A 21,676-nucleotide genomic window follows, 5' to 3' on the forward strand; every position below is an offset into this window, starting at 1 on the left:
TTAGTTAGTCCTACTAAATAATGTGTAAATTTGGAGATTTTTCTCCACTTTTTTGAATTAAAATAGGGTCATTATCAAGGATGCCCTTATTTTTACAAACATCTAGTAAATCATTATAAGTAACCTTATTCATTAAAATTCCAGAATCAAACGAGTCACAATCAAAAATAACTGCAGAAGCTGGAGTTGTAATTTTCATCTCATTAGCTAGTTTTTGATCAGCTTTAAATGCGCTAATTGCTAGGTCAGAACGTCGATCTTCTTCAAACATTTCCAAATCTAATCCAGCTTTTTCAGCAACTTTAAAGGCAACCGCTTTAGAGTAAGTTTGTTTTTTATGAATTAATTCTTCCTGTAATCCGATTAAAAACTTCCGTCCACATTTACGGCCTTGAAAAAGTGACGCTTTATAGTCTAGCACCGTATTGTAATCAATTTTAAAACTTTTATTTTCATTCATCGTTTGCTTGTCACAATTTAAATATCGATTTCGAATAATTTGCATATTCAACATTGGAATGAACTGGAACGAAAAATTTTTATCTAAAGTATCAGCTAATTTTAAGATCACATGCTCGGCTTTGAAACAATCATTGCATAACGGATCAACAAACAGATAAGCTTCGAGCATAACAATTCCTCCTTTCAAAGATCGATAATAAATTGACAAGCATTTATTAACTCAAAGTCTAGAATAACAAATTTAAATAAAAAAACAAAATATTTGCTTGGAAAAATCAAATTTATTTTTAAAAAGCGCTTTCAAGTTCTTGTATGAATATGATTGTGGTAAAATTAATAAAGTTACTGATTCAAAGGAGGTGGCTTGAATGGAAGATTGGAATCAATTTTTATTTCCTTATCGCCAAATTGTGGATGAACTAAAAATTAAACTTCGTGGAATAAGAGCGGAATATACTAATTCACACCGTAGATCGCCAATTGAATTTGTCACTGGACGAGTTAAACCAGTAGATAGTATCAAAGAAAAAATGAGTCGGCGCTATATTGAAGAATCCCGTTTAAGACAGGACATGGAAGATATTGCAGGGCTTAGAATTATTTGCCCATTTATTGAGGATATTTACACGGTGGTCAATTTACTTAGACAGCGCTCTGATTTAAACATTTTAGAGGAACGTGATTACGTTCATAATGAAAAAGCTAGTGGTTATCGTTCATATCACATTGCATTTGAATACACGGTGCAAAGCACTGATGGACCAACCGTATTATTAGCTGAAATTCAAGTTAGAACCCTTGCCATGAATTTCTGGGCAACTGTTGAACATTCAATTAACTATAAACATCAAGGAAACTTCCCAGAAATATTAGAAAAGCGACTTCAACACGTTGCAGAGACTACCTATAAGCTAGATGAAGAAATGTCATCAATTAGAAAAGAACTTGCAGAATATCAAAATAATAAGGAAGATTAAAATGAAGGTTGCAATTTTTAGTAATAACGGAGGCACTTCTAATGAAGTTGCCTTAAAATTAAAAAATAAAATAAACGATTCTCCCAAGTTAGAGATTGATGGACTAAATCCTGAAATTGTAATTTCTGTTGGTGGTGACGGCACTTTATTATCAGCTTTTCATCACTATAATGATGCACTAGATAAAATTAGGTTTGTTGGGATTCATACCGGACATTTAGGCTTTTATACTGATTGGCGGGACTACGAAGTTGATCAATTAATTAGTAGTTTAGAAGATGATAATCGGCAAAGTGTTTCCTATCCATTATTGTTAATTAAAGTTAATTACTCAGATGGCGGGGTTTCTGATGACTTGTTAGCGCTCAATGAATCTACATTTAAGCGGGTTAGCAGTACTATGGTGACCGATGTTTACATTAAAGACGAGTTCTTTGAAAAATTTAGGGGGGATGGACTATGTATTTCCACACCAACGGGTTCTACCGCATATAATAAAGCTGTTGGTGGCGCAATTATTAATCCCCAGTTAAACGCAATTCAAGTTTCTGAAATGGCATCAATTAACAATCGGGTATTTAGAACGATGGGTTCACCAATTATTATTCCGCCTAATGAATGGATTACCCTAATCCCCGACAATAAAGAAAATAACATCTTAACTTGCGACCAAATGTTAGTTAAAGATCGTCCTATTGAATCAATTCGATACCAAATTTCAGACCAAAGAATTTCATTTGCGCAGTATCGACATACCCATTTTTGGAAGCGAGTTGGTAATTCATTTATTGGTGTAAATACAAATGACTAGCTTTAATTGGACTTATGATGGGAATGGTTCAAAGCGGGTGCGAACCTTATTAATGGAACATGGGGTTACCAGGACCCTATTGAAGAAGATCAAATTCCATGGTGGAACCATTCTAGTCAATGGAACTGATCAACGGGCTAATTACATGCTTGATCACGGGGATGTAGTTGAGTTAACGCTCCCGCCAGAGCCAAATAATGATAGTGTCCCAGCATCTTTTTTACCAATTAACGTTGTTTATGAGGATGAACATTTTTTAGTCGTCAATAAACCACCGTTTTTAGCAACGGTTCCTAATCATAACTATGCGGGAAATACGTTAGTTAATCGGGTAAAGGGCTACTACTTAAAACATCACTACGCTAACTTAAAGATTCATGTTGTTACTAGGTTGGATAAGGACACCAGTGGGTTAGTGATTTTTGCTAAGCATCACCTTGCCCATTCCGTTTTAGATAAACAATTAAAGCAACACCTGATTGTGAAAATGTATAATGCAATTGTTGAGAACCGATTTGATTATAATCACGGCGAAATTGATTTGCCGATTGGCCGGGATGAGGACTCGTTTGTTAAACGACAGGTAAAAGATGATGGCAAACCATCAAAAACGGAATTCTGGCAACTGTATAGTCAAGCGGGACTTTCATTACTACGGATCAAGCTACATACCGGAAGAACCCATCAAATTCGGGTTCATTTTGCAGCAATTGAGCATCCGTTAATTGGTGATTGGTTGTATAATCCAAATAATCATGAAATGAAAAGGCAGGCACTTCACTGCTATTATTTACAGTTTTATAATCCATTTGAAAAAAAGTCGATTATTTGCCGTGCACCGTTGCCTGATGATATGCAAAATCTAATTTGGCAAAAATTATAAATTAAATTATACTGTTAATAATAATAATTTTGGGGGATTTTAAATTGGCAAACCACATTGTTTTATTTGAGCCACTAATGCCAGCAAATACTGGGAATATCGCTAGAACCTGTGCCGGTACAGATACAGTTTTAGATTTAATTGAACCGCTTGGCTTTTCGGTTGACGACAAGCATTTAAAAAGAGCTGGTTTGGATTACTGGGATAAAGTTAATATTAATTATCATCCTAATTTACCAGCTTTTATGAAGGGGATTATCCCTGGTTCAAAGCTATTTTTAGTGTCAAAATTTGCTGAACGTGACTATACTCAGCCTGACTATGCTGAGCAAATTGATGGTGATATCTACTTTTTATTTGGAAAAGAAACCACTGGATTACCAGAAATGTTTATGCGTAAAAATGCTGAAAAGGCAATTCGGATTCCGCAAGATGATACTCATATTCGGGCTTTGAACTTATCGAATTCTTGTGCCATCGTAATTTATGAAGCTTTACGACAACAAAGCTTTAATTCACTAGAAAGAACGCATACTTACGAACACGATAAGCTAAAATAAAAATGGAACCCATTAATGAGTTCCATTTTTATTATTCAAAATTAAATAATCTTAATTGTTGTATAATTGGCTAATAACGGGTAGTAGAACACCCAGTCCTAAAAAGATAATCATCAACCACACAACAGTGTTAACAACTTTTTGGAAGGTACTCTTTTTCTTTTTTGCCAATTGTATCCCTCGCTTTCGGTAAGTTAGTGAACTATGTACAAGTTTACATTTAGATAACTGGTTTTGCAACCATTCGAATATTAATTTATGTTAGGATCTGGTATTTTGTTAAAGGTTATTTTGCAAGCACTAGTAATAATAATAGTTGCGATTATTACTATTTTAATTAAAAGTAGCTTTAAATTTTCATTCCTAAAGGGAATTAAGCCAATTGACGTACTATTACCATTTTGGTTTTTATTTATCTACTCCAATACCGTTAGTACCGCATCTTACTCCTTTTTACCATGGATTTTGATTCCGTTCGTTTTACTACTAATTATTATTTTAATAACTGAATTTTTTAGAACTGGAAATGTCTTGATTAGAAAATCGTTAAAATTGATTTGGCGAATTGGTGACATATCATTTCCCTTACTATGGATTATTTCTATTTTTCTAAAATAGTCATGTTTTAATAGAAGATAAGAATCCCTTTATATTTTATTAAATCTAGTGAATGTATAGTATAAAGATAACTATCGTGGTAAAATTTATACATACGATGGGGTAATTATGTAGAAACAATACTAAATGATTACTAAAATTTATTTGAGATTAAGGAGATTTTTTAACTGTGATTAAGTTTGACCACCAAACAGTCTTATTAAATGAAGCTGTAAAAGAATTAAATATTCAACCTAATGGCAATTACGTTGATTGTACTCTAGGTGGTGGTGGGCATAGTTCAAAAATCCTTCAATCGCTATCTAGCGGGCATTTATATGCCTTTGATCAGGATCAAGTTGCAATTGATTATAATCATGAACACCTTGCCCAATTTATTAGTAAAAATGAAGTTACCTTCATCCACGATAATTTTAGAAACCTAAAGACGGATTTAAACAAATTAAACATCCAATCAGTTAATGGCGTCTTATATGATTTAGGGGTATCGTCTCCACAGTTTGACGATGCTGAACGAGGGTTTAGCTACCGCAAAAATGCTCGTTTGGATATGCGAATGGATCAAAGAAACCCACTCGATGCATGGAAAGTTGTTAATGAGTGGTCTTATGACCAGTTAGTTCGGATTTTTTTCCGATATGGTGAAGAAAAATTTGCTAAGCAAATTGCACGTGGAATCGAGAAAACCCGGCTAGAACATCCAATTGACACCACTGATGATTTAGTGGCGGTTATTAAGGATGGTATTCCAGCAGCAGCTAGACGGCATGGTGGTCATCCAGCTAAGAAGGTCTTTCAAGCGATTCGAATCGCTGTTAATGATGAATTAGGGGCGCTTGAGGATTCACTAGAACAAGCAATTGAATTAATTTCAGTTGGTGGTCGGGTAAGTGTAATTACTTTTCAATCGCTAGAAGACCGGTTAGTTAAGACCATGTTTAAAGAAAAAACTACGATTCAGGACTTGCCACAGGGATTACCGGTAATTCCGGATGATTTAAAACCAAGCTTTAAATTGGTTAGTCGCAAGCCAATTTTACCAACTAAGGGCGAAGTTGAAGTTAACCATCGCTCACACAGTGCAAAATTAAGGGTAATTGAAAGATTAAAATAATTTAGATAGGAGTTGATGATGCTTATGATGGAAAAAAGTTTGTACGTGCAAACACCAGACGAGGGAATGATTCCTGACGGAAAGCAACGTGGCAATTTCCGCCAGACGAGAACCCCCCAACCCCAAAAGAAACATGGTATTTCTACTGGGGAGAAATTTTTGTACTGCTCTTTTTTAGCAGGATTAATTATTCTTACTTTGCTTTCAATTGGAGTTAAAGGTGGGCTCAGTACTGCTCAACAAAATCTTCAAAACGTTAACCAAACTGTTGATAAAATACATAACGATAATGGAAATCTTAAGCAAGAAGTGAGTGAGCTACAGAGTAGTAGTCGGCTTCAAAAAATTGCTCAAGAAAAGGGTTTATCGCTTTCTAATAATAATATAAGGAATGTTAGGAAATGAGTAAAAAATCTTTAATTGGAAAAAGGACAATCAACTCAAATCGTAAAAAGTACGGGGTAGGCCTCTTGGGTTTATCCCTTTTCGTTTTTGTTGTATTGGCATTACGGTTTTCCTATATCGGACTGTTTAATAACGTTAGTGACGTCAACTTAATTAAAAAAGCGCAAAATCTGTATACACAAACCAGCGTTTTAAAATCTAAGCGGGGAACCATCTATGATGCCAATAATCAACCGATTGCTGAAGATACTAGCACCTATTCAATGTATGCGGTGTTAGATAAAAACCAAAAGAGCGTTAATGGGAAACCCATTTATGTTGATGATAAAAAGCGGGTTGCCAGAGCACTTTCTAAGATTTTACCAATTTCATATAAGCGAGCATTGAAAGACTTAAATCCAGCTGATAAAAACGCATTCCAAGTAGAATTTGGGAGTGCTGGTCAGAATATTTCACTTACCACTAAGCAAAAAATTGACGCCCAACACCTACGGGGGATTAACTTCATTCAACAGCAGTCACGGCTTTATCCAAACGGGATTTTTGCTTCTCACTTGATTGGAATTGCCTCTCCCGTTACTAATACTAAGACTGATAGCACTAGTTTAGTTGGTCAAATGGGAATTGAAAAGGCGTTTAATAACTACTTAACTGGAACCGATGGAATTAAGAAGGTCCAAAACGATGTTTATGGATACCAACTGCCAAACGGGGTGAAGAAGGATAAACCAGCCAGGGATGGTGATAATATCTATACCACCATCGACTATCGCTTACAGACTTTATTAGAGACTGAGATGTCTAATGTTTACGCTCAAGTACATCCTTCATCAATGAACGCAATTTTAATGAACGCTAAGACTGGAGAAATTTTAGCTGCGACTCAACGACCAACCTTTAATGCTACGAATAAAGAAGGAATTGGAAGCATCTGGCGGGATACATTGGTTGAAGATCAATACGAACCTGGTTCTACCATGAAAGTCTTCACAATGGCTGCTGCAATCAATAGTAAAAATTATAATGGAAATGCTTATTACCAATCAGGAAAGTATAATGTTGATGGCAATGTTGTTCCGGACTGGAATCCAAACGGTTGGGGAACAATTACCTATAATAAGGGATTTGCACTTTCAAGTAATGTTGCGATGGCCCATCTAGAACAGAATATGGGTCCTAAGACTTGGTTGAACTACATCAAACGCTTCCAATTCTTGAAGAGTACAAATACTGGATTAGATGGCGAACAAAGCGGTAGTATCCAATTTAACTACCCAATTGAACAGGCCAATACTGCATTTGGACAGGGGATTCAAGTTACTGCAATGCAGGTAATGAGAGCTTTGTCAGCCGTTTCTAATAACGGAAAAATGTTACAACCACGCTTTATCACCAAGATTGTTAATCCAAATAATAATAAGGTGGTCAAATCTTATCCTAAGAAGGTCGTTGGAACTCCAATTAGTGCAGACACCGCTAAACAGGTTCGCGAACACATGGAAGACGTTGTTTATAAGCCCTATGGAATCGGTTCTGACTACAAAATCCCAGGATATCGAATTGCTGCTAAAACAGGGACCGCACAGGTAAGTAACGGTAGTGGTGGCTATGCATCTGGAGATGATAGCTATCTATATTCAGTTGCAGGAATGGCCCCCGCTAGTGATCCTAAGTACGTTATGTATGTAACGATGAAGCAACCAAACTTGAATGGTAAAATGACGGCTTCGCAATACTTAGCCCAAATTTTTAATCCAGTATTAAAGCGGGCTCTATCTGAGGACAGTGCTCGGGCTACTTCGAATAGTAATTCAGTAAAGGTCCCGAATCTAATTGGAGTAAGTAGTTCAACAGCTAGTGATAAATTAAAGGCGGCTGGATTACAAGCTACGATTGTTGGAACTGGAAATACAATTACTAAGCAGTCCATTTCTAGTGGTGAAACAGTATTTAAAAATCGAAAGGTGATTTTACTTACAAGTGGCACCCAAAGAATGATTAATCTAAAGGGATGGAGTGAATCAGATGTTGCCGTTTATTGCCAATTAACGGGTCTGAAATTATCTGCAAGTGGTGAGGGAGTTGCTGCCACCCAAAGCATTGGTTCGGGAACGATTATTAGTAATAACCAGACTTTGAAGGTTAAATTTAATAAAAATTAAGGATTGATAAAATTATGAATTGGATTATCCCAATACTAATTAGTTTTGTGATTACATTAGCTGGAATGCCAAAGTTAATTAAGTATTTTGTATCTAAGCACGAAGGCCAAATGATTAGGGAAGAGGGCCCTAAGTGGCATGAAAAAAAATCAGGCACCCCCACAATGGGAGGCCTCTGGTTTATTATTGCAATCATAATTACTAGCATTTTATACGCTTTGTTTGTCGGCCAATTAAAGCCCACGCTTTTAATTTTACTGTTCATATTGTTACTATATGGACTTTTAGGCATGTGGGATGACAGTATTAAGCTATTCAAAAGACAAAATGAAGGCCTAAAGGCGTGGCAAAAATTTTTAGGCCAAATTGTTGGTGGAATTGTGTTCACCTGGGTATTTAGTTACTATTTCCCACTATCATTAAGAATTCCGTTCATTGGTGATATTCATTTAGGCTGGTTATACGCTATCTTCATTATTATTTGGTTAACTGGGTTTTCAAATGCAGTGAACTTAACCGATGGTCTAGATGGATTAGTTTCCGGATTGTCAATCATTGCATTCAGTGCCTACGGAGTAGTTGCTTACGTTCAAGGGCAATTTGAAATCTTAATTTTTTGTGCATCGGTTGTAGGGGCTATGATTGCATTTATGTTCTTTAACCATAAGCCAGCTAGAATCTTTATGGGGGACATGGGATCATTATCCCTAGGAGGTGCATTGGCAGCGGTGTCCATCCTTTTACATCATGAATTGTCATTAGTTTGGATTGGAATTGTTTTTGTGATTGAAACCCTAAGTGTTATCTTACAAGTAGCCTCTTTTAAATTAACTGGGAATCGGATTTTTAAAATGTCACCAATTCATCACCACTTTGAAATGAGTGGATGGTCAGAATGGAAAGTTGATATCGTATTCTGGTTAGTAGGCTTATTTGCTGCAGTCACTGGAGTATTGTTCATTATTTAAAAAACTGGTTTAACTTGGAGGCATAACAATGAAATCAATTAGTAACTATCAAAATAAGAAGGTCCTTGTATTAGGTGCTGGTAAAAGTGGGATTAATGCAGCTAATTTACTGGTTAAATTAGGGGCGCAGGTTACCGTTAATGATTCACAGCCAGAATCTAAGTTGAGCGGATTATCTGAACTAGATTCATCAGTTAAGGTCATTACAGGTGGGCACCCCGATAATTTACTAGATGCGCAGTTTGATTTAATGGTTAAAAATCCTGGGATTTCATATGATAACGTGGTTGTCAAAAAGGCAATGGCACTTAGATTACCAATTATTACTGAGGTAGAGTTAGCTAGTGAAATTAATGAAGGGGACCTGATTTGTGTAACTGGTAGTAATGGAAAAACGACCACGACTACAATGATTACCAAGATGTTAAACCAAGAACGACCAGCTGGAAATGCTTATGCGGTCGGTAATATTGGTGTTTCTGCATCTAAGATCGCTGAAACCACCACTAAGGATGACACCGTGGTAATGGAAATTTCTAGTTTTATGCTATTAGGAATTACTAATTTACACCCGCATATTGCAGTCCTAACCAATATTTTTGCTAACCACTTAGATTACCATAAAACTCGTGAAAATTATGTTAAGGCTAAAATGAGAATCACGATGAATCAGGATGCAAATGATTATTTTGTGGTTAATTTTGATTCAGAAGAACTCCAAGTACTAAGTCAACAAAGTAAGGCCCAGATTGTTCCATTTTCTAGGTTAGCAAAGTCTAGGGACGGGGCCTATGAATTAAATGGGCAATTATATTTCAAAGATGATTACATCATGGACGCAGACGAAATTCGGATTCCTGGAGAGCAAAACGTTGAAAATGCATTGGCAGCAATTGCAGTTGCTAAGGTAATGGGGAAATCAAATCGGGCAATTAAGCACGTTTTAACTACTTTTGGCGGGGTTAGACATCGGGTCCAGTATGTTTTAACCGCTGATGGCCGGAAGTACTATAATGACTCTAAGGCAACCGATATTGAAGCAACTCAAATGGCGCTACGTGGTTTTAATCAACCTATCATTTTACTTGCAGGTGGATTAGACCGGGGCTATAAATTTGATAAACTAGTTCCTGATTTTGCTAAGCATGTAAAGGGAATTGTGTTATTTGGAGAAACGAAGCACCTGCTAGAAGATGCGGCTAAAAAGGCAAATGTTCCCCAAATCAAGTTAGTTAACACTTTGGATGAAGCAGTTCCGGTTGCATACGACATGAGTTCTGCTGGTGATATTATATTACTATCGCCAGCAAATGCTAGCTGGGATCAGTTTAAGACGTTTGAAGTGCGTGGGGATGAATTCATAAAGGATGTTGAAAAGTTAACTGGAAAACAGGAGGAAAAATAATGCGCTTGATTGTATCTGGTGGTGGAACTGGGGGGCATATCTACCCAGCACTAGCTTTAATTGAAGAAGTGAAAAAGCAAGAACCGGATTCAGAAGTTCTATACATTGGTTCCACTAGGGGATTAGAGAAAAATATTGTGCCCCAACGTGGAATTCCATTTAAAGAACTAAAGATTCAAGGGTTTAAGCGTTCATTATCATTTGAAAACTTTAAGACCATTGGCCTGTTTTTGAAGAGTGTTCGGGATTCTAAGAAAATCATCAAGCAATTTAAACCAGATATTGTAATTGGGACCGGTGGATACGTATCTGGGGCGGTGGTGTATGCAGCTCATAAATTGCACATTAAAACGATGATTCATGAACAAAATAGTATCGTTGGATTGACGAATCGTTTTTTATCGCGTTACGTTGATAAAATTGGAATTGCCTTTAAAGCTGCTGCTGAGCAATTTCCTCAGTCCAAGGTCGTCTTTGTTGGTAATCCAAGGGCTCAACAAGCGGCTAGTGTAGTAAGTCATTTTAAATGGTCAGAATATGGATTAAAGGATGATGTTCCAACCGTCCTCATTTTCGGTGGAAGTCAAGGGGCACTTAAGATTAACGAATCGACCATTCAGGCAATGCAGACCTTTAGTAAACGAAGATATCAGGTTTTATTCGTAACCGGACAAAATCGGTACGTTGATGTAAAACAAGAGCTTGGAAAACTTCAGTTGGGTTCAAACATTGTGATTAAACCCTATATTGCTAACATGCCAGAAATGCTGCCAAAGGTTGCTTTAATTGTTGGTCGTGCGGGAGCCACTAGTTTAGCTGAAATTACGGCAATTGGAATTCCATCGATTCTAATCCCTAGCCCATACGTTACTGCTGATCATCAAACTAAGAATGCAAAGAGCTTGGTTGATAATGGGGCCGCACTAATGATTACTGAAGATGATTTAAATGCTAAAACCCTAGTTGAAAATATTGATCAACTAATGCATGATAAAGATAAGCGAGAATCAATGGCTAAACAATCTAAGGCAATTGGGGTTCCTGATGCTGCTACTAGGTTGTATCAAGTAATGCGTTCCGTTATTAACGACTAAAATTTGGAAGGGGAGTTTGTCAAATGGCTAGAAAAACCAATCAAACAAATCAACAAAGTTCCGCCAGTCAGACTCCCTGGGAGAAATATCAGAATCGTTATCAAAATGAACCAGACGTAAAAAAGAACCGATTCAAGAAGGGCTTGGCAGTTAAGTGGAATGCGACCATTCTAAAATTCTGCTTGACGATTATTTGCTTATTATTAATCTTGGTCTTTCTTATATACTTAGTTTCACCACTGAGTCGGGTTGCTAATCGATCGGTTAGTGGAAATAGCAAGTTAAGCGCTAATCATTTAGTAACTACGATTCCAATTAAAAAAGGCGACTCAGTAATTCATACTTTTAACCACCGGAGTCAATTGGAGAAGCAATTCTTAAAACAGAATCCACAGGTTAAAAGTGCGACCTTAACAATTAATAATTTTAACAATGTTAACTTTAAGGTGGTTGAATATGGAACGGCTGGATATTTATACAGTAAGGATAAGTATTACATTGTGGTTGACAATGGTGAGATTATTAACCGCTATTTGTTATCACCATCGTCTGACTTACCAATTTTTGTTAATTTCAAGCCAAATAGCAATCTAAAATCAATTGCAATTCAATATAATAAGCTATCCAAAACAATTAAGAATAATATTATTAAAATTCAAAAAGATCCGACGAGTTATGATCCAAATCGAATTAAGATTACGATGCACGATAAAAATATTGTGTACGCAAAGAGTGAAACGTTTGCATCAAAGATGAGCTATTACCCGTCAATTGTTTCAAAAATTAAAAAACCCTCCATTATTAATTTAGAAGTGGGAGCGTATTCTTATCCAATTAAGAATAAAAAATAATCTTAATTATTTTTAGTTAATCTTTTGTAATGGTGCTGTTTGTGTTAAAATTATCTTGATTTTAACCGATTTATTATTGTTTATAAAAATAAAATAAATTCAATTTTAATATTAATTATTAAAAATAATCTAATCAATTGGAGGTTTCCTAGCTAATATGGATAATTCAGGAATGTATGTTGGACTGGATATTGGAACTACCTCTATCAAGGTTATTGTTGCTGAAGAAGTTAAGGGACAAATGAACGTCTTAGGGGTTGGAAATTCCAGTTCTGAAGGTGTTGACAGGGGAATCATTGTTGACATTGACAAAGCAGCTCAATCGATTAAGCAGGCAGTAAGTCAAGCTGAAGAAAAGGCAAGTATTCAAATCAGTGATGTTGTGGTTGGAATTCCTGCGAACTTAATTAAGATTGAACCTTGTAGTGGAATGGTTGCGATTTCTGATCAATCACGAGAAATTAGAGATACAGATGTACAACAAGTCACAATTTCTGCAATGGTGAAAAATTTACCACCAGAAAGACAAGTAATTGACGCAATTCCCGACCAATTCATTGTTGATGGGTTTGATGGAATTAAGGATCCCCGTGGGATGGTCGGGGTTCGGCTAGAAATGCGTGGGCATATAATTACTGGCCCTAAGACAATTATTCATAATGTTGAGCGGGCAGTTCAAAAGGCAGGATTAACAATTGAATCCACGATTGTTAGCCCCCTTGCTTTGGGGAAGTACGTTCTTAACGACGGTGAACAAGACTTTGGAACCATTTTAATTGATTTAGGTGGTGGCCAATCAACTGCCTCTGTGATTCATGATCGTCAATTAAAGTACACCACCGTTGATAAAGAGGGTGGCGAATTCATCACTAAGGATATTTCTGTCGTTTTAAACACCTCAATGCAAAGTGCTGAAAAACTTAAGTTAGACTATGGATATGCTGATTCAGTGGATGCTTCCGATGAAAACAAGCTTCCGATTGAAGTTGTGGGACAAAGCCAACCAGCTCAAATTTCTGAAAAGATTCTTTCTGAAATTATTCAAGCTCGATTAGAACAAATTTTTGGACGCTTAAAGCAGGGATTAAGCAGTATTTCTGCCTTAGGTTTGCCCGGTGGGATTATGCTTACTGGTGGGGTTTCTGCATTACCTGGAATTGCTACATTAGCAGCTGATACTTTCAATAATAATGTTCAAGTATTTGTTCCTGACCAAATGGGGCTAAGACATCCATCATACGCATTAGCACTAGCGTTAGTTTCTTATCGTGCTAATATGAGCGAAATTGAGGTATTGGTTCGTTCGGTCCTGAAGAATGGGGCTGATTTTAAAGCTAATAATCTTGATAGTCAACGTGAAAATGATTATGCTGAAAATTACGAAACTGAACAAAGCCAACTCGAGCAAAATGAATCAGTGAGCGAACCTAAGGGACGTTCTAAAAATAAGAAAAAGATAGGCCAATCGATTCAAGGATTTTTCCATAAGTTAATCGATGACTAAGTAAACGGAGGAATTTACAATGGAATTTTCACTAGATGCATCTGAAAATAAGGGTGCGAAAATAAAAGTAATTGGGATTGGTGGCGGAGGTAGTAACGCTGTTAATCGAATGATTGCGGATGACGTAAAGGGTGTTGAATTCATCGTTGCAAATACCGATGTTCAGGCATTAGATACTTCCCAAGCACAAACTAAAATTCAATTAGGTCCTAAATTGACTCGTGGACTTGGTGCTGGTTCTAATCCAGAAGTTGGTAGTAAGGCTGCTGAAGAAAGCGAAGAAGCCATTGGTGAAGCCTTAGAAGGTGCTGACATGGTTTTTGTTACTGCTGGAATGGGTGGTGGAACTGGTAATGGTGCTGCCCCAATTGCAGCTAAAATTGCTAAGGACCAAGGTGCATTAACGGTGGGGGTTGTTACACGACCATTTAGTTTTGAAGGACCTAAGCGTTCTCGTTATGCTGCTGAAGGGGTTGCTGCGCTGAAGGAAAACGTTGATACCTTGATTGTGATTGCTAATAACCGCTTATTGGAAATGGTTGACAAAAAAACGCCAATGATGGAAGCCTTCAAAGAAGCCGATAATGTTTTACGTCAAGGGGTTCAAGGAATTTCAGATTTAATTACTAATCCTGGATATGTTAACTTGGACTTTGCCGATGTTAAAACCGTTATGCAAAACCAAGGTTCTGCATTAATGGGAGTCGGATCTGCATCTGGTGAAAATAGAACTGCTGAAGCAACTAAGAAAGCGATTTCTTCACCACTATTGGAAGCTTCCATTGATGGTGCGCAACAAGTATTATTGAATATTACTGGTGGTCCGGACCTATCATTATTTGAAGCACAAGATGCTTCCTCAATTGTTGCTCAATCAACAAGTAGTGACGTTAATATCATCTTTGGGACTTCCATTGACAAGGACCTTGGTGATGAAGTACGGGTGACTGTTATTGCAACTGGAATTGATAAGGGTAACGACAACAATCACCAACAACCAAATCGAACCATCAACCAACCGGTTAATGGTTCAAACCCAAGAATTAATAATGACATTAACAATGGTAACGTTACTAAGCCAAGACAAACGGTCCAAAACGATCCAGTTGATAATTGGGATATTAATAATCAACCTCAAACTGGGAATGATAGCCCTAGTCAAGGAAATGATCATTCTAGTTTTGATCCATTTGATGCTAATAACATTGATACGAGTTCTAACAATAACAACAGTGACGATTCAGATGATGACTTACCACCATTCTTTAAATTCCGTCGTCGTAATAAATAACGCATTAAGTGAGGGGAGTGGCTTTTTTGTCTGACAAGTTCAAGTTTAGCAAGTTTTTCGGCCTTGATGGTGATGATGAAAATGATTTTGATCAACGGGAAGATAAATCTAACCGTCGACCAACTTCACAAATTCATCCTGAGCAGTCAACCCCAAAGCCGTCAGATACCCATCCTGAAAAGAAAATTATCTCAATTCAACAAAAACAAAGTCAAAGTAGTAAAATATCAATTTTTGAACCCCGTATCTATTCAGATGCTAAAAAAATTGCTAGTAGCTTAATTGATAACAATGCCGCAATTGTTAATTTTGCGCATACTGATAGCAATGCCATCACTAGAATCATTGATTTTTTAAGCGGTGCTGTTTTTACACTGGATGGCAGTGTTGAGAGAATTGGTAGTCGGGTCTTTTTATTCACTCCCCATAAATTTGAAATTGGTGGAGATGAAAAGAAGGGGCTCAGCGATCGTTTTAGATAAGGAGTTGGACTGATAAATATGCTGGGGACCATTATTGATTTAATCTTTTTCGTATTAAATCGATTAATATCGCTTTATATGATTATGATAGCGATTTATTGTTTATTAAACTGGTTACCGAATGCTGCGTACTCTAAATTTGGTCAATTCATTAGTCGATTTGTTACCCCATTTTTAAGATTATTTAGCTTTGCTAGAATTGGAATGGTGGACGTATCACCAATAATTGCATTAATTTTACTACAAGTTTTGCAATCAATTTTAGTAAAAATTGAACTCCTGGTATTGAATTTACTATGAATGAAAATATAGAACAACATTTTAGAAAAGATGAAATTCCATTTTTAGAATCAATGGATGATTTAGTTTCACAATCAATTAATGAGTATCGTCCGTTTTTAACCAGTTTTTTGAACCCCAGGCAGGTATACTTACTACAAATCATAGTGAATGGTTTTGATGATGTTAACCTATCTAGCTTTGGGGGTCTACATAATTCTGAGATGCAACGAGCACTAATATATCCCAGTTATTTTGAGCCCACCCAAGATGATTTTAAGCTATGCCTATTTGAAATAAACTATCCGACTAAGTTTGCTAACTTACACCATAGTCAAATTTTAGGAACTTTAATTGGTTCTGGGATTGAGCGCAATGTAATTGGAGATATTTTATTTGACGGCATCCGGTGGCAATTTGTTACAGAGTCTGAAATGGAGACGTATTTACGTGACCAAATTGATCGGATTGGAAAGATTAAGGTTAACCTTAAACAGCTACCAATCAACAAAATAATTGAACCTGTAAATGAGTGGAAAACAGTTAATACAACAATCACTTCGCTTCGAATTGATAACGTAATTGCAAAAGGATTTAATATTTCGCGAAACGTTGCCAAAGAACTAGTCGTCCATGGTAAAATACATTTAAACTGGGGCGAATTTAATCGTCCTGATTATGAGTTGGAAATTAATGATGTCCTATCAGTGCGGGGTTATGGACGCTTGAAGGTTTCAGAAGTATTGGGAATAAGTCGTCGCAATAAATTAAGGGTTAACCTGTCAATACTAAAAAAATGATTTGGGGGAATCGAAATGGTTTTAAGTCCACAAGATATTCATAATAAAGAGTTTTCAATCAAAATGCGCGGATATAACATTGATCAAGTGAATGACTTCTTAGATCAAATTATTAAAGACTACCAAATTACGATTAAGCAAAACGAGGATTTGAGATCCGCTTTAAGCGATACTCAGGCTCAATTGAAGCAATTCAATGAAATGCAAAATTCACTTAATCAATCGATTTTAGTTGCTCAACAAGCTGCTGATAACGTTAAAAATAATGCTAATGGTGAAGCACAAACTGTTATTAATAACGCCAATCAACAGGCAAGTATAATCATCAACAATGCTAATCAAAAAGCGAATGATATTACTAATAATGCTAACCAACAGGCTAACGCAATTCTTAATAATGCTAATCAGCACTCAAACCAAATCGTTTCTGAATCAGCTAATCAAGCATCAGCACTTACTTCAGAAATTAATACCCTAAAGAAATCTACTCAAGACTTTAGGCAAAAGTTAAATAACCTCATTCAAGGTCAACTAGAATTAGTTCAAAATACTAACTGGGATAAGGTTTTAGAAAGTAGTCCGGATAGTTATGCTAATGAAGTAATTAATAATCTTGACAAAATACAAACCGAGAGTGTAAAATCAAATCAAGATTCAAATGTTAATAACAACCAAATTAATGTTAATGAACAACCATTAAACTTTAATTCACAGCCTGCTTATCAGCCTTCGGACGGTAAGCATCCGACAATTGTTTATTTTCCAGATGGATCTACTAGACAAATTTAATATTAAGTTGAATGGGATAGTGAAAATATAAAATGCCTTAAGCGAGTCGAAGTGTGGTGAGAGTTCGGCAGTGTGATTTTATTATTTTCCATCAATCCTGGCTATTATACATAGTCAATTCAATTATCAAATAAGAGAATTTATGTATTCTAAAATTGGGTGGTACCACGGAAGATTTCGTCCCTTGGATGAAGTCTTTTTTTGTATATAAATTCTAAAGGAGCGGATTTAAATGCGAGTAAAGGACACACTTAACTTAGGAAAGACCAAGTTTAAAATGCGTGGAAACTTACCTGTTAAGGAAGTTGAACGCCAAAATGTATGGGCTGAAAATAAAGTTTATGAACAACGTCAAAAATTAAACGAAGGTAAGCCAACATTTGTCCTTCATGATGGACCTCCATATGCAAATGGTGATATTCATATGGGACATGCGATGAACAAAATCTCAAAAGACTTTATTGTTCGTTATAAATCAATGAATGGTTTTAGATCACCATACGTTCCTGGTTGGGATACCCACGGACTACCAATTGAACAAAAATTAACCCAAGCTGGTTATGATCGTAAAAAGATGAACACTAACGAGTTCAGAAAGTTATGTCATGACTACGCATTAAAACAAGTTGAACGCCAAAAGGCTGAATTTAAGCGGTTAGGGGTTGGTGGAGAATGGGATAACCCATATCTTACATTAGCACCAGAATTTGAAGCTGCTGAAATTAGGGTCTTCGGCAAGATGGCAGAAAATGGATTGATTTATCGTGGATTAAAGCCGGTTATCTGGTCATGGTCATCAGAATCAGCCCTCGCTGAAGCTGAAGTTGAATATCATGATGTTACTTCGCCATCTGCTTTTTATGGTGAAAAGGTGGTTGATGGCAAGGGCGTCTTAGATGATAATACCTACCTTGCTGTCTGGACTACTACTCCATGGACCATTCCAGCTTCCATGGGAATTACCGTTTCCGCTAACTTCGATTATTCAGTTGTTAAACCAGCTGGAGACGATCGTAAGTTTGTGGTTGCAACCGACTTATTAGCGAAGGATGCTGAAATGTTTGGTTGGGAAGACTACGAAGTGGTTAAGACCCTTAAAGGGAAGGATCTTGAATACGTTGAAGCAGAGCATCCATTTGATCACAGCCGACGCTTATTAACCATGTTAGGGGACTTCGTTACTTTAGACGCCGGGACTGGATTAGTTCATACTGCTCCTGGTTTTGGGGATGATGATTACCAAGTTGGTAAAAAGTACGGATTGGATGTTTTCGTGGATGTTGATTCTAAAGGATACCTAACCAAGGAAGCCGGAAAGGACTTCGAAGGGGTATTTTATGAAGATGCAAACAAGATTTCATTAGATAAGTTAAAAGAATTGAACTTAATGTTGAAGTACATGCCAATTGAACATAGTTATCCATTTGATTGGCGGACTAAAAAGCCGATTATTTATCGGGCAACTACTCAATGGTTTGCTTCGGTCGATAAGATTAAGGATCAAATTTTAGCAGCGATTGATGAAGTTAAATTCAAGCCAGATTGGGGTCAAAAACGACTTCATAATATGATTGCTAATCGTAGTGACTGGGTAATCTCTAGACAACGGGTTTGGGGAGTTCCCCTTCCAATTTTTTACGCTGAAGATGGGACCCCAATTTTAGATAAACAAACCATCGATCACGTTGCTGATTTGTTTAGCAAGTATGGTTCGGACGTTTGGTTCGAACGTGAAGCGAAGGACTTGCTGCCTGAAGGATATAAGAATGAACATTCACCAAATGGTAAATTTACCAAGGAAAATGACATCATGGATGTTTGGTTTGATTCCGGTTCATCTCACCAAGGGGTGCTTGCAGAACGTTCATACCTTACTTATCCAGCTGATATGTATCTTGAAGGATCTGACCAATATCGGGGCTGGTTCAACTCTAGTTTAATTACCAGTGTTGCGGTTTCTGGTCATGCGCCATACAAACAATTAGTTTCACAAGGGTTTACCCTTGATGGTGAGGGGCACAAGATGAGTAAGTCCCTTGGCAATACAATTGCGCCTGCTGAAGTAATTGAAAAGATGGGAGCCGACATCGTTAGAACCTGGGTGACTTCTGTTGATACCTCAGCTGATGTGCGGGTTTCAATGGAAAACTTTGTTAAGGTATCTGATAGTTACAAGAAGATTAGAAATACGATTAGATACATGCTAGCTAACACTAGCGACTTTGACTCAAAGGAAAATACGGTTCCATTTGACAAAATGAGTGCATTGGATCAATTTATGTTCGTTAAATTAAATCGGTTTATTGCTGAAATTAAGGATTATTATGACCACTATGACTTCTTAAATATCTACAAGGCGGTCTTAAAGTTTGTTAATACTGATTTATCGGCATTCTACTTGGATATTGCAAAGGATATTTTATACATTGATGCAAAGGATAGTGTTTCTAGACGTTCAATGCAAACCGTTATTTATAAGGCGGTCGTTGCTTTGACTAAGCTCCTTACTCCAGTAATGCCACATACGACTGAAGAAGTTTGGCAATTCTTGAAGGAACCAGAAGAATTTGCTCAATTATCTGAAATGCCGGTTCCAGAACAGGTTGCGAATGAGGATGCCCTCTTATCACGCTGGAATAAATTTATGGATTTACGTGAAGACGTTTTGAAGTCCCTTGAAAAAGTTCGGGATCAAAAGTTAATCGGGAAGGCTTCAGAAGCTAAGTTAACCCTTTATCTAAGCGAAAAGGATCAACAACTACTCCAAGAATTAGATACTAACGTTAAACAAGTTCTATTGGTTTCACAATTAGATGTTAAAGAATATCAAGAAGCCCCAGCCGATGCTGATAAATATGGTGATGACGTTGCCATTACCGTTGAAAAAGCGGAGGGTAAGGTTTGTGAACGGTGTCGTTTAACTACTAAGGATGTTGGTTCTGACCCTGACTATCCAGAATTCTGTCAACGTTGTGCTGCAATCGTTAGACAAGAATTCCCTGAAACTGCTAAAGAAGGATTCACTGAATAATCAGAAAAGCTGGGATAATTCCCAGCTTTTTTATTGGAAAGGAAATGATAAGATGTTAATTGGAACTGTAAAGGAATACGATCAAAAACGCGGTTTTGGCTACATTCAAGAGGCTGATAAGCACCAGTTATTTGTTCATTTTTCAGCCATCATTGGTGAAGGATTTAAGACCCTGACCCCAGGAGAAAAGGTTCAATATGTGGTGGTTGAAGGCCAAAAGGGTCCGCAAGCAGCCAAGGTACAACCAATCGAAGCTAATTAGATTGCAAAGTGAAATAATTATCGCTAAAATTATAGTAATCAGTAAAGTGGGTGATATTAGTGGATTTAGAAGAAAAGGTAATTAAAAAGGAACCTAAATACCATGGTTCCATTATTGATGTTGAAAAACAAACCGTTCAATTACCGAATGGAAAGCAAGCGAGCCGTGATATTGTTTATCACTCTAAAGCAGTTGCGGCACTGGTAATTACTAAGGATAACAAGATGCTAATGGAAACGCAGTGGCGGGCCCCAGTTCAAGAAGTGACCTTAGAAATTCCAGCTGGAAAGGTTGATTCTAGGGACACCGGTTCTTCTGAAGAGGCAATGGTACGGGAATTAAACGAGGAGGTTCGCTACCATGCTAAGACTTTGAAGCACTTAACTGGTTTTTATACCTCAGTTGGGTTTTCTGATGAGTACATGGATTTATATTTAGCGACTGATTTAGAACCCGTGACTGATGAATTACCCCGTGATCAAGGTGAATATTTAGGCATCAAGGAATATTCATTAAGTGAAGCTAAGCAACTATTGGATAGTGGTCAAATTAAGGATGCTAAAACGACAATGGCCATTTTATACTGGGAATTATTAAGTAAGTAGGTGGATTTTATCGGTGATAAGAACCGTTTTGACTCTGATTCAGAATTTGTAACCCGCCAACAATACCGGGCAATGAAGGAACAACAGCAAACGGATCCAAATGAATCAGCTAATTTTGATAATCCTGATCCAGTTCCTGAACAGCCACTGAGTCGTAAAAAAATACGTGAGGATAAAATTTGGGAAGATAAAGAAACCAAGCGTCAAATTGCAGAAAATAAGTCGAAGCGACTTGCAAAGCGATTGGATTTATTAATTTTATTCTTCACGGTTGGAATCATAATTGTTTTATTAGTCTTATTTTTTGTAAATTAAGGAGCGTT

The 21,676-nt window shown here is 36.9% G+C and carries 24 protein-coding genes; 22 read left to right on the plus strand and 2 right to left on the minus strand.

The window, feature by feature from the left end:
* Positions 1-13 precede the first annotated feature (13 nt).
* Positions 14-631: a DsbA family protein gene (locus HZL42_RS03425; protein ID WP_219054273.1), complete on the minus strand. Its 618-nt coding sequence runs from the start codon at positions 629-631 to the stop codon at positions 14-16.
* Positions 632-830: 199 nt separating this feature from the next.
* Between HZL42_RS03425 and HZL42_RS03430 the strand changes: the two genes are divergently transcribed.
* From HZL42_RS03430 to HZL42_RS03445, 4 genes are read left to right on the plus strand one after another with little or no spacing between them, the layout of a single operon-like run.
* Complete coding sequence (locus HZL42_RS03430) at positions 831-1,439, plus strand: GTP pyrophosphokinase family protein (protein ID WP_219054274.1); 609 nt, start codon at positions 831-833, stop codon at positions 1,437-1,439.
* A gap of 1 nt (position 1,440) precedes the next feature.
* Complete coding sequence (locus HZL42_RS03435) at positions 1,441-2,250, plus strand: NAD kinase (RefSeq protein ID WP_219054275.1); 810 nt, start codon at positions 1,441-1,443, stop codon at positions 2,248-2,250.
* Positions 2,243-3,133: an RluA family pseudouridine synthase gene (locus HZL42_RS03440; RefSeq protein ID WP_219054276.1), complete on the plus strand. Its 891-nt coding sequence runs from the start codon at positions 2,243-2,245 to the stop codon at positions 3,131-3,133. Before HZL42_RS03435 ends, HZL42_RS03440 begins: the two co-directional genes overlap by 8 nt.
* A 44-nt stretch (positions 3,134-3,177) precedes the next feature.
* Positions 3,178-3,693 carry a tRNA (cytidine(34)-2'-O)-methyltransferase gene (locus HZL42_RS03445; RefSeq protein WP_219054277.1) on the plus strand — a complete coding sequence of 172 codons (516 nt, stop codon included), beginning with the start codon at positions 3,178-3,180 and terminating at the stop codon, positions 3,691-3,693.
* A 51-nt stretch (positions 3,694-3,744) separates the two neighbouring features.
* Here HZL42_RS03445 and HZL42_RS03450 read toward each other — a convergent pair whose 3' ends face one another.
* Complete coding sequence (locus HZL42_RS03450) at positions 3,745-3,864, minus strand: DUF4044 domain-containing protein (protein WP_219054278.1); 120 nt, start codon at positions 3,862-3,864, stop codon at positions 3,745-3,747.
* 87 nt (positions 3,865-3,951) lie between these two features.
* Here HZL42_RS03450 and HZL42_RS09065 point away from each other — a divergent pair, with 87 nt between their 5' ends.
* From HZL42_RS09065 to HZL42_RS03540, 18 genes are all read left to right on the plus strand, one after another.
* Positions 3,952-4,311: a DUF3397 family protein gene (locus HZL42_RS09065; protein WP_370629281.1), complete on the plus strand. Its 360-nt coding sequence runs from the start codon at positions 3,952-3,954 to the stop codon at positions 4,309-4,311.
* A gap of 169 nt (positions 4,312-4,480) precedes the next feature.
* The gene (gene rsmH / locus HZL42_RS03460; protein ID WP_219054280.1) at positions 4,481-5,425 is read left to right on the plus strand and encodes a 16S rRNA (cytosine(1402)-N(4))-methyltransferase RsmH; all 945 of its coding nucleotides are present in this window, start codon (positions 4,481-4,483) and stop codon (positions 5,423-5,425) included.
* A gap of 24 nt (positions 5,426-5,449) precedes the next feature.
* Positions 5,450-5,830: a cell division protein FtsL gene (gene ftsL / locus HZL42_RS03465; RefSeq protein ID WP_219054281.1), complete on the plus strand. Its 381-nt coding sequence runs from the start codon at positions 5,450-5,452 to the stop codon at positions 5,828-5,830.
* Positions 5,827-7,992, plus strand: coding sequence for a penicillin-binding transpeptidase domain-containing protein (locus HZL42_RS03470; RefSeq protein ID WP_219054282.1), 2,166 nt, complete (start codon positions 5,827-5,829; stop codon positions 7,990-7,992). Before ftsL ends, HZL42_RS03470 begins: the two co-directional genes overlap by 4 nt.
* A 14-nt stretch (positions 7,993-8,006) precedes the next feature.
* Positions 8,007-8,960 carry a phospho-N-acetylmuramoyl-pentapeptide-transferase gene (mraY, locus tag HZL42_RS03475; RefSeq protein WP_219054283.1) on the plus strand — a complete coding sequence of 318 codons (954 nt, stop codon included), beginning with the start codon at positions 8,007-8,009 and terminating at the stop codon, positions 8,958-8,960.
* A gap of 28 nt (positions 8,961-8,988) precedes the next feature.
* The gene (gene murD, locus HZL42_RS03480) at positions 8,989-10,365 is read left to right on the plus strand and encodes a UDP-N-acetylmuramoyl-L-alanine--D-glutamate ligase (RefSeq protein ID WP_219054284.1); all 1,377 of its coding nucleotides are present in this window, start codon (positions 8,989-8,991) and stop codon (positions 10,363-10,365) included.
* The gene (murG, locus tag HZL42_RS03485) at positions 10,365-11,459 is read left to right on the plus strand and encodes an undecaprenyldiphospho-muramoylpentapeptide beta-N-acetylglucosaminyltransferase (RefSeq protein ID WP_219054285.1); all 1,095 of its coding nucleotides are present in this window, start codon (positions 10,365-10,367) and stop codon (positions 11,457-11,459) included. Before murD ends, murG begins: the two co-directional genes overlap by 1 nt.
* A gap of 23 nt (positions 11,460-11,482) precedes the next feature.
* The gene (locus HZL42_RS03490; protein ID WP_219054286.1) at positions 11,483-12,310 is read left to right on the plus strand and encodes a cell division protein FtsQ/DivIB; all 828 of its coding nucleotides are present in this window, start codon (positions 11,483-11,485) and stop codon (positions 12,308-12,310) included.
* A gap of 157 nt (positions 12,311-12,467) precedes the next feature.
* Complete coding sequence (gene ftsA, locus HZL42_RS03495; protein ID WP_219054287.1) at positions 12,468-13,814, plus strand: cell division protein FtsA; 1,347 nt, start codon at positions 12,468-12,470, stop codon at positions 13,812-13,814.
* Positions 13,815-13,833: 19 nt separating this feature from the next.
* Complete coding sequence (gene ftsZ / locus HZL42_RS03500; RefSeq protein ID WP_219054288.1) at positions 13,834-15,105, plus strand: cell division protein FtsZ; 1,272 nt, start codon at positions 13,834-13,836, stop codon at positions 15,103-15,105.
* A gap of 26 nt (positions 15,106-15,131) precedes the next feature.
* Complete coding sequence (locus HZL42_RS03505) at positions 15,132-15,587, plus strand: cell division protein SepF (RefSeq protein WP_219054289.1); 456 nt, start codon at positions 15,132-15,134, stop codon at positions 15,585-15,587.
* A gap of 18 nt (positions 15,588-15,605) precedes the next feature.
* Positions 15,606-15,887 carry a YggT family protein gene (locus tag HZL42_RS03510; protein ID WP_219054290.1) on the plus strand — a complete coding sequence of 94 codons (282 nt, stop codon included), beginning with the start codon at positions 15,606-15,608 and terminating at the stop codon, positions 15,885-15,887.
* Positions 15,884-16,666 carry an RNA-binding protein gene (locus HZL42_RS03515; protein ID WP_219054291.1) on the plus strand — a complete coding sequence of 261 codons (783 nt, stop codon included), beginning with the start codon at positions 15,884-15,886 and terminating at the stop codon, positions 16,664-16,666. The genes HZL42_RS03510 and HZL42_RS03515 overlap by 4 nt, the downstream gene beginning before the upstream one ends.
* Positions 16,667-16,681: 15 nt before the next feature.
* Positions 16,682-17,455 carry a DivIVA domain-containing protein gene (locus HZL42_RS03520; protein WP_219054292.1) on the plus strand — a complete coding sequence of 258 codons (774 nt, stop codon included), beginning with the start codon at positions 16,682-16,684 and terminating at the stop codon, positions 17,453-17,455.
* 232 nt (positions 17,456-17,687) lie between these two features.
* Positions 17,688-20,486, plus strand: a complete 2,799-nt coding sequence (gene ileS, locus HZL42_RS03525; RefSeq protein ID WP_219054293.1) for an isoleucine--tRNA ligase — start codon at positions 17,688-17,690, stop codon at positions 20,484-20,486.
* A 52-nt stretch (positions 20,487-20,538) separates the two neighbouring features.
* Complete coding sequence (locus HZL42_RS03530; RefSeq protein WP_219054294.1) at positions 20,539-20,748, plus strand: cold-shock protein; 210 nt, start codon at positions 20,539-20,541, stop codon at positions 20,746-20,748.
* Between the two features lie 59 nt (positions 20,749-20,807).
* Positions 20,808-21,353 (plus strand): NUDIX hydrolase, encoded by a 546-nt coding sequence (locus tag HZL42_RS03535; protein ID WP_219054295.1) that lies wholly within the window; start codon positions 20,808-20,810, stop codon positions 21,351-21,353.
* Entirely contained in the window at positions 21,354-21,668 is a 315-nt protein-coding gene (locus tag HZL42_RS03540) for a hypothetical protein (RefSeq protein WP_219054296.1), read from the plus strand.
* The last annotated feature ends 8 nt before the right edge of the window (positions 21,669-21,676 follow it).

It is taken from the genome of Lactobacillus sp. Sy-1 (assembly GCF_019303535.1).
Lineage (GTDB): Bacteria > Bacillota > Bacilli > Lactobacillales > Lactobacillaceae > Nicoliella.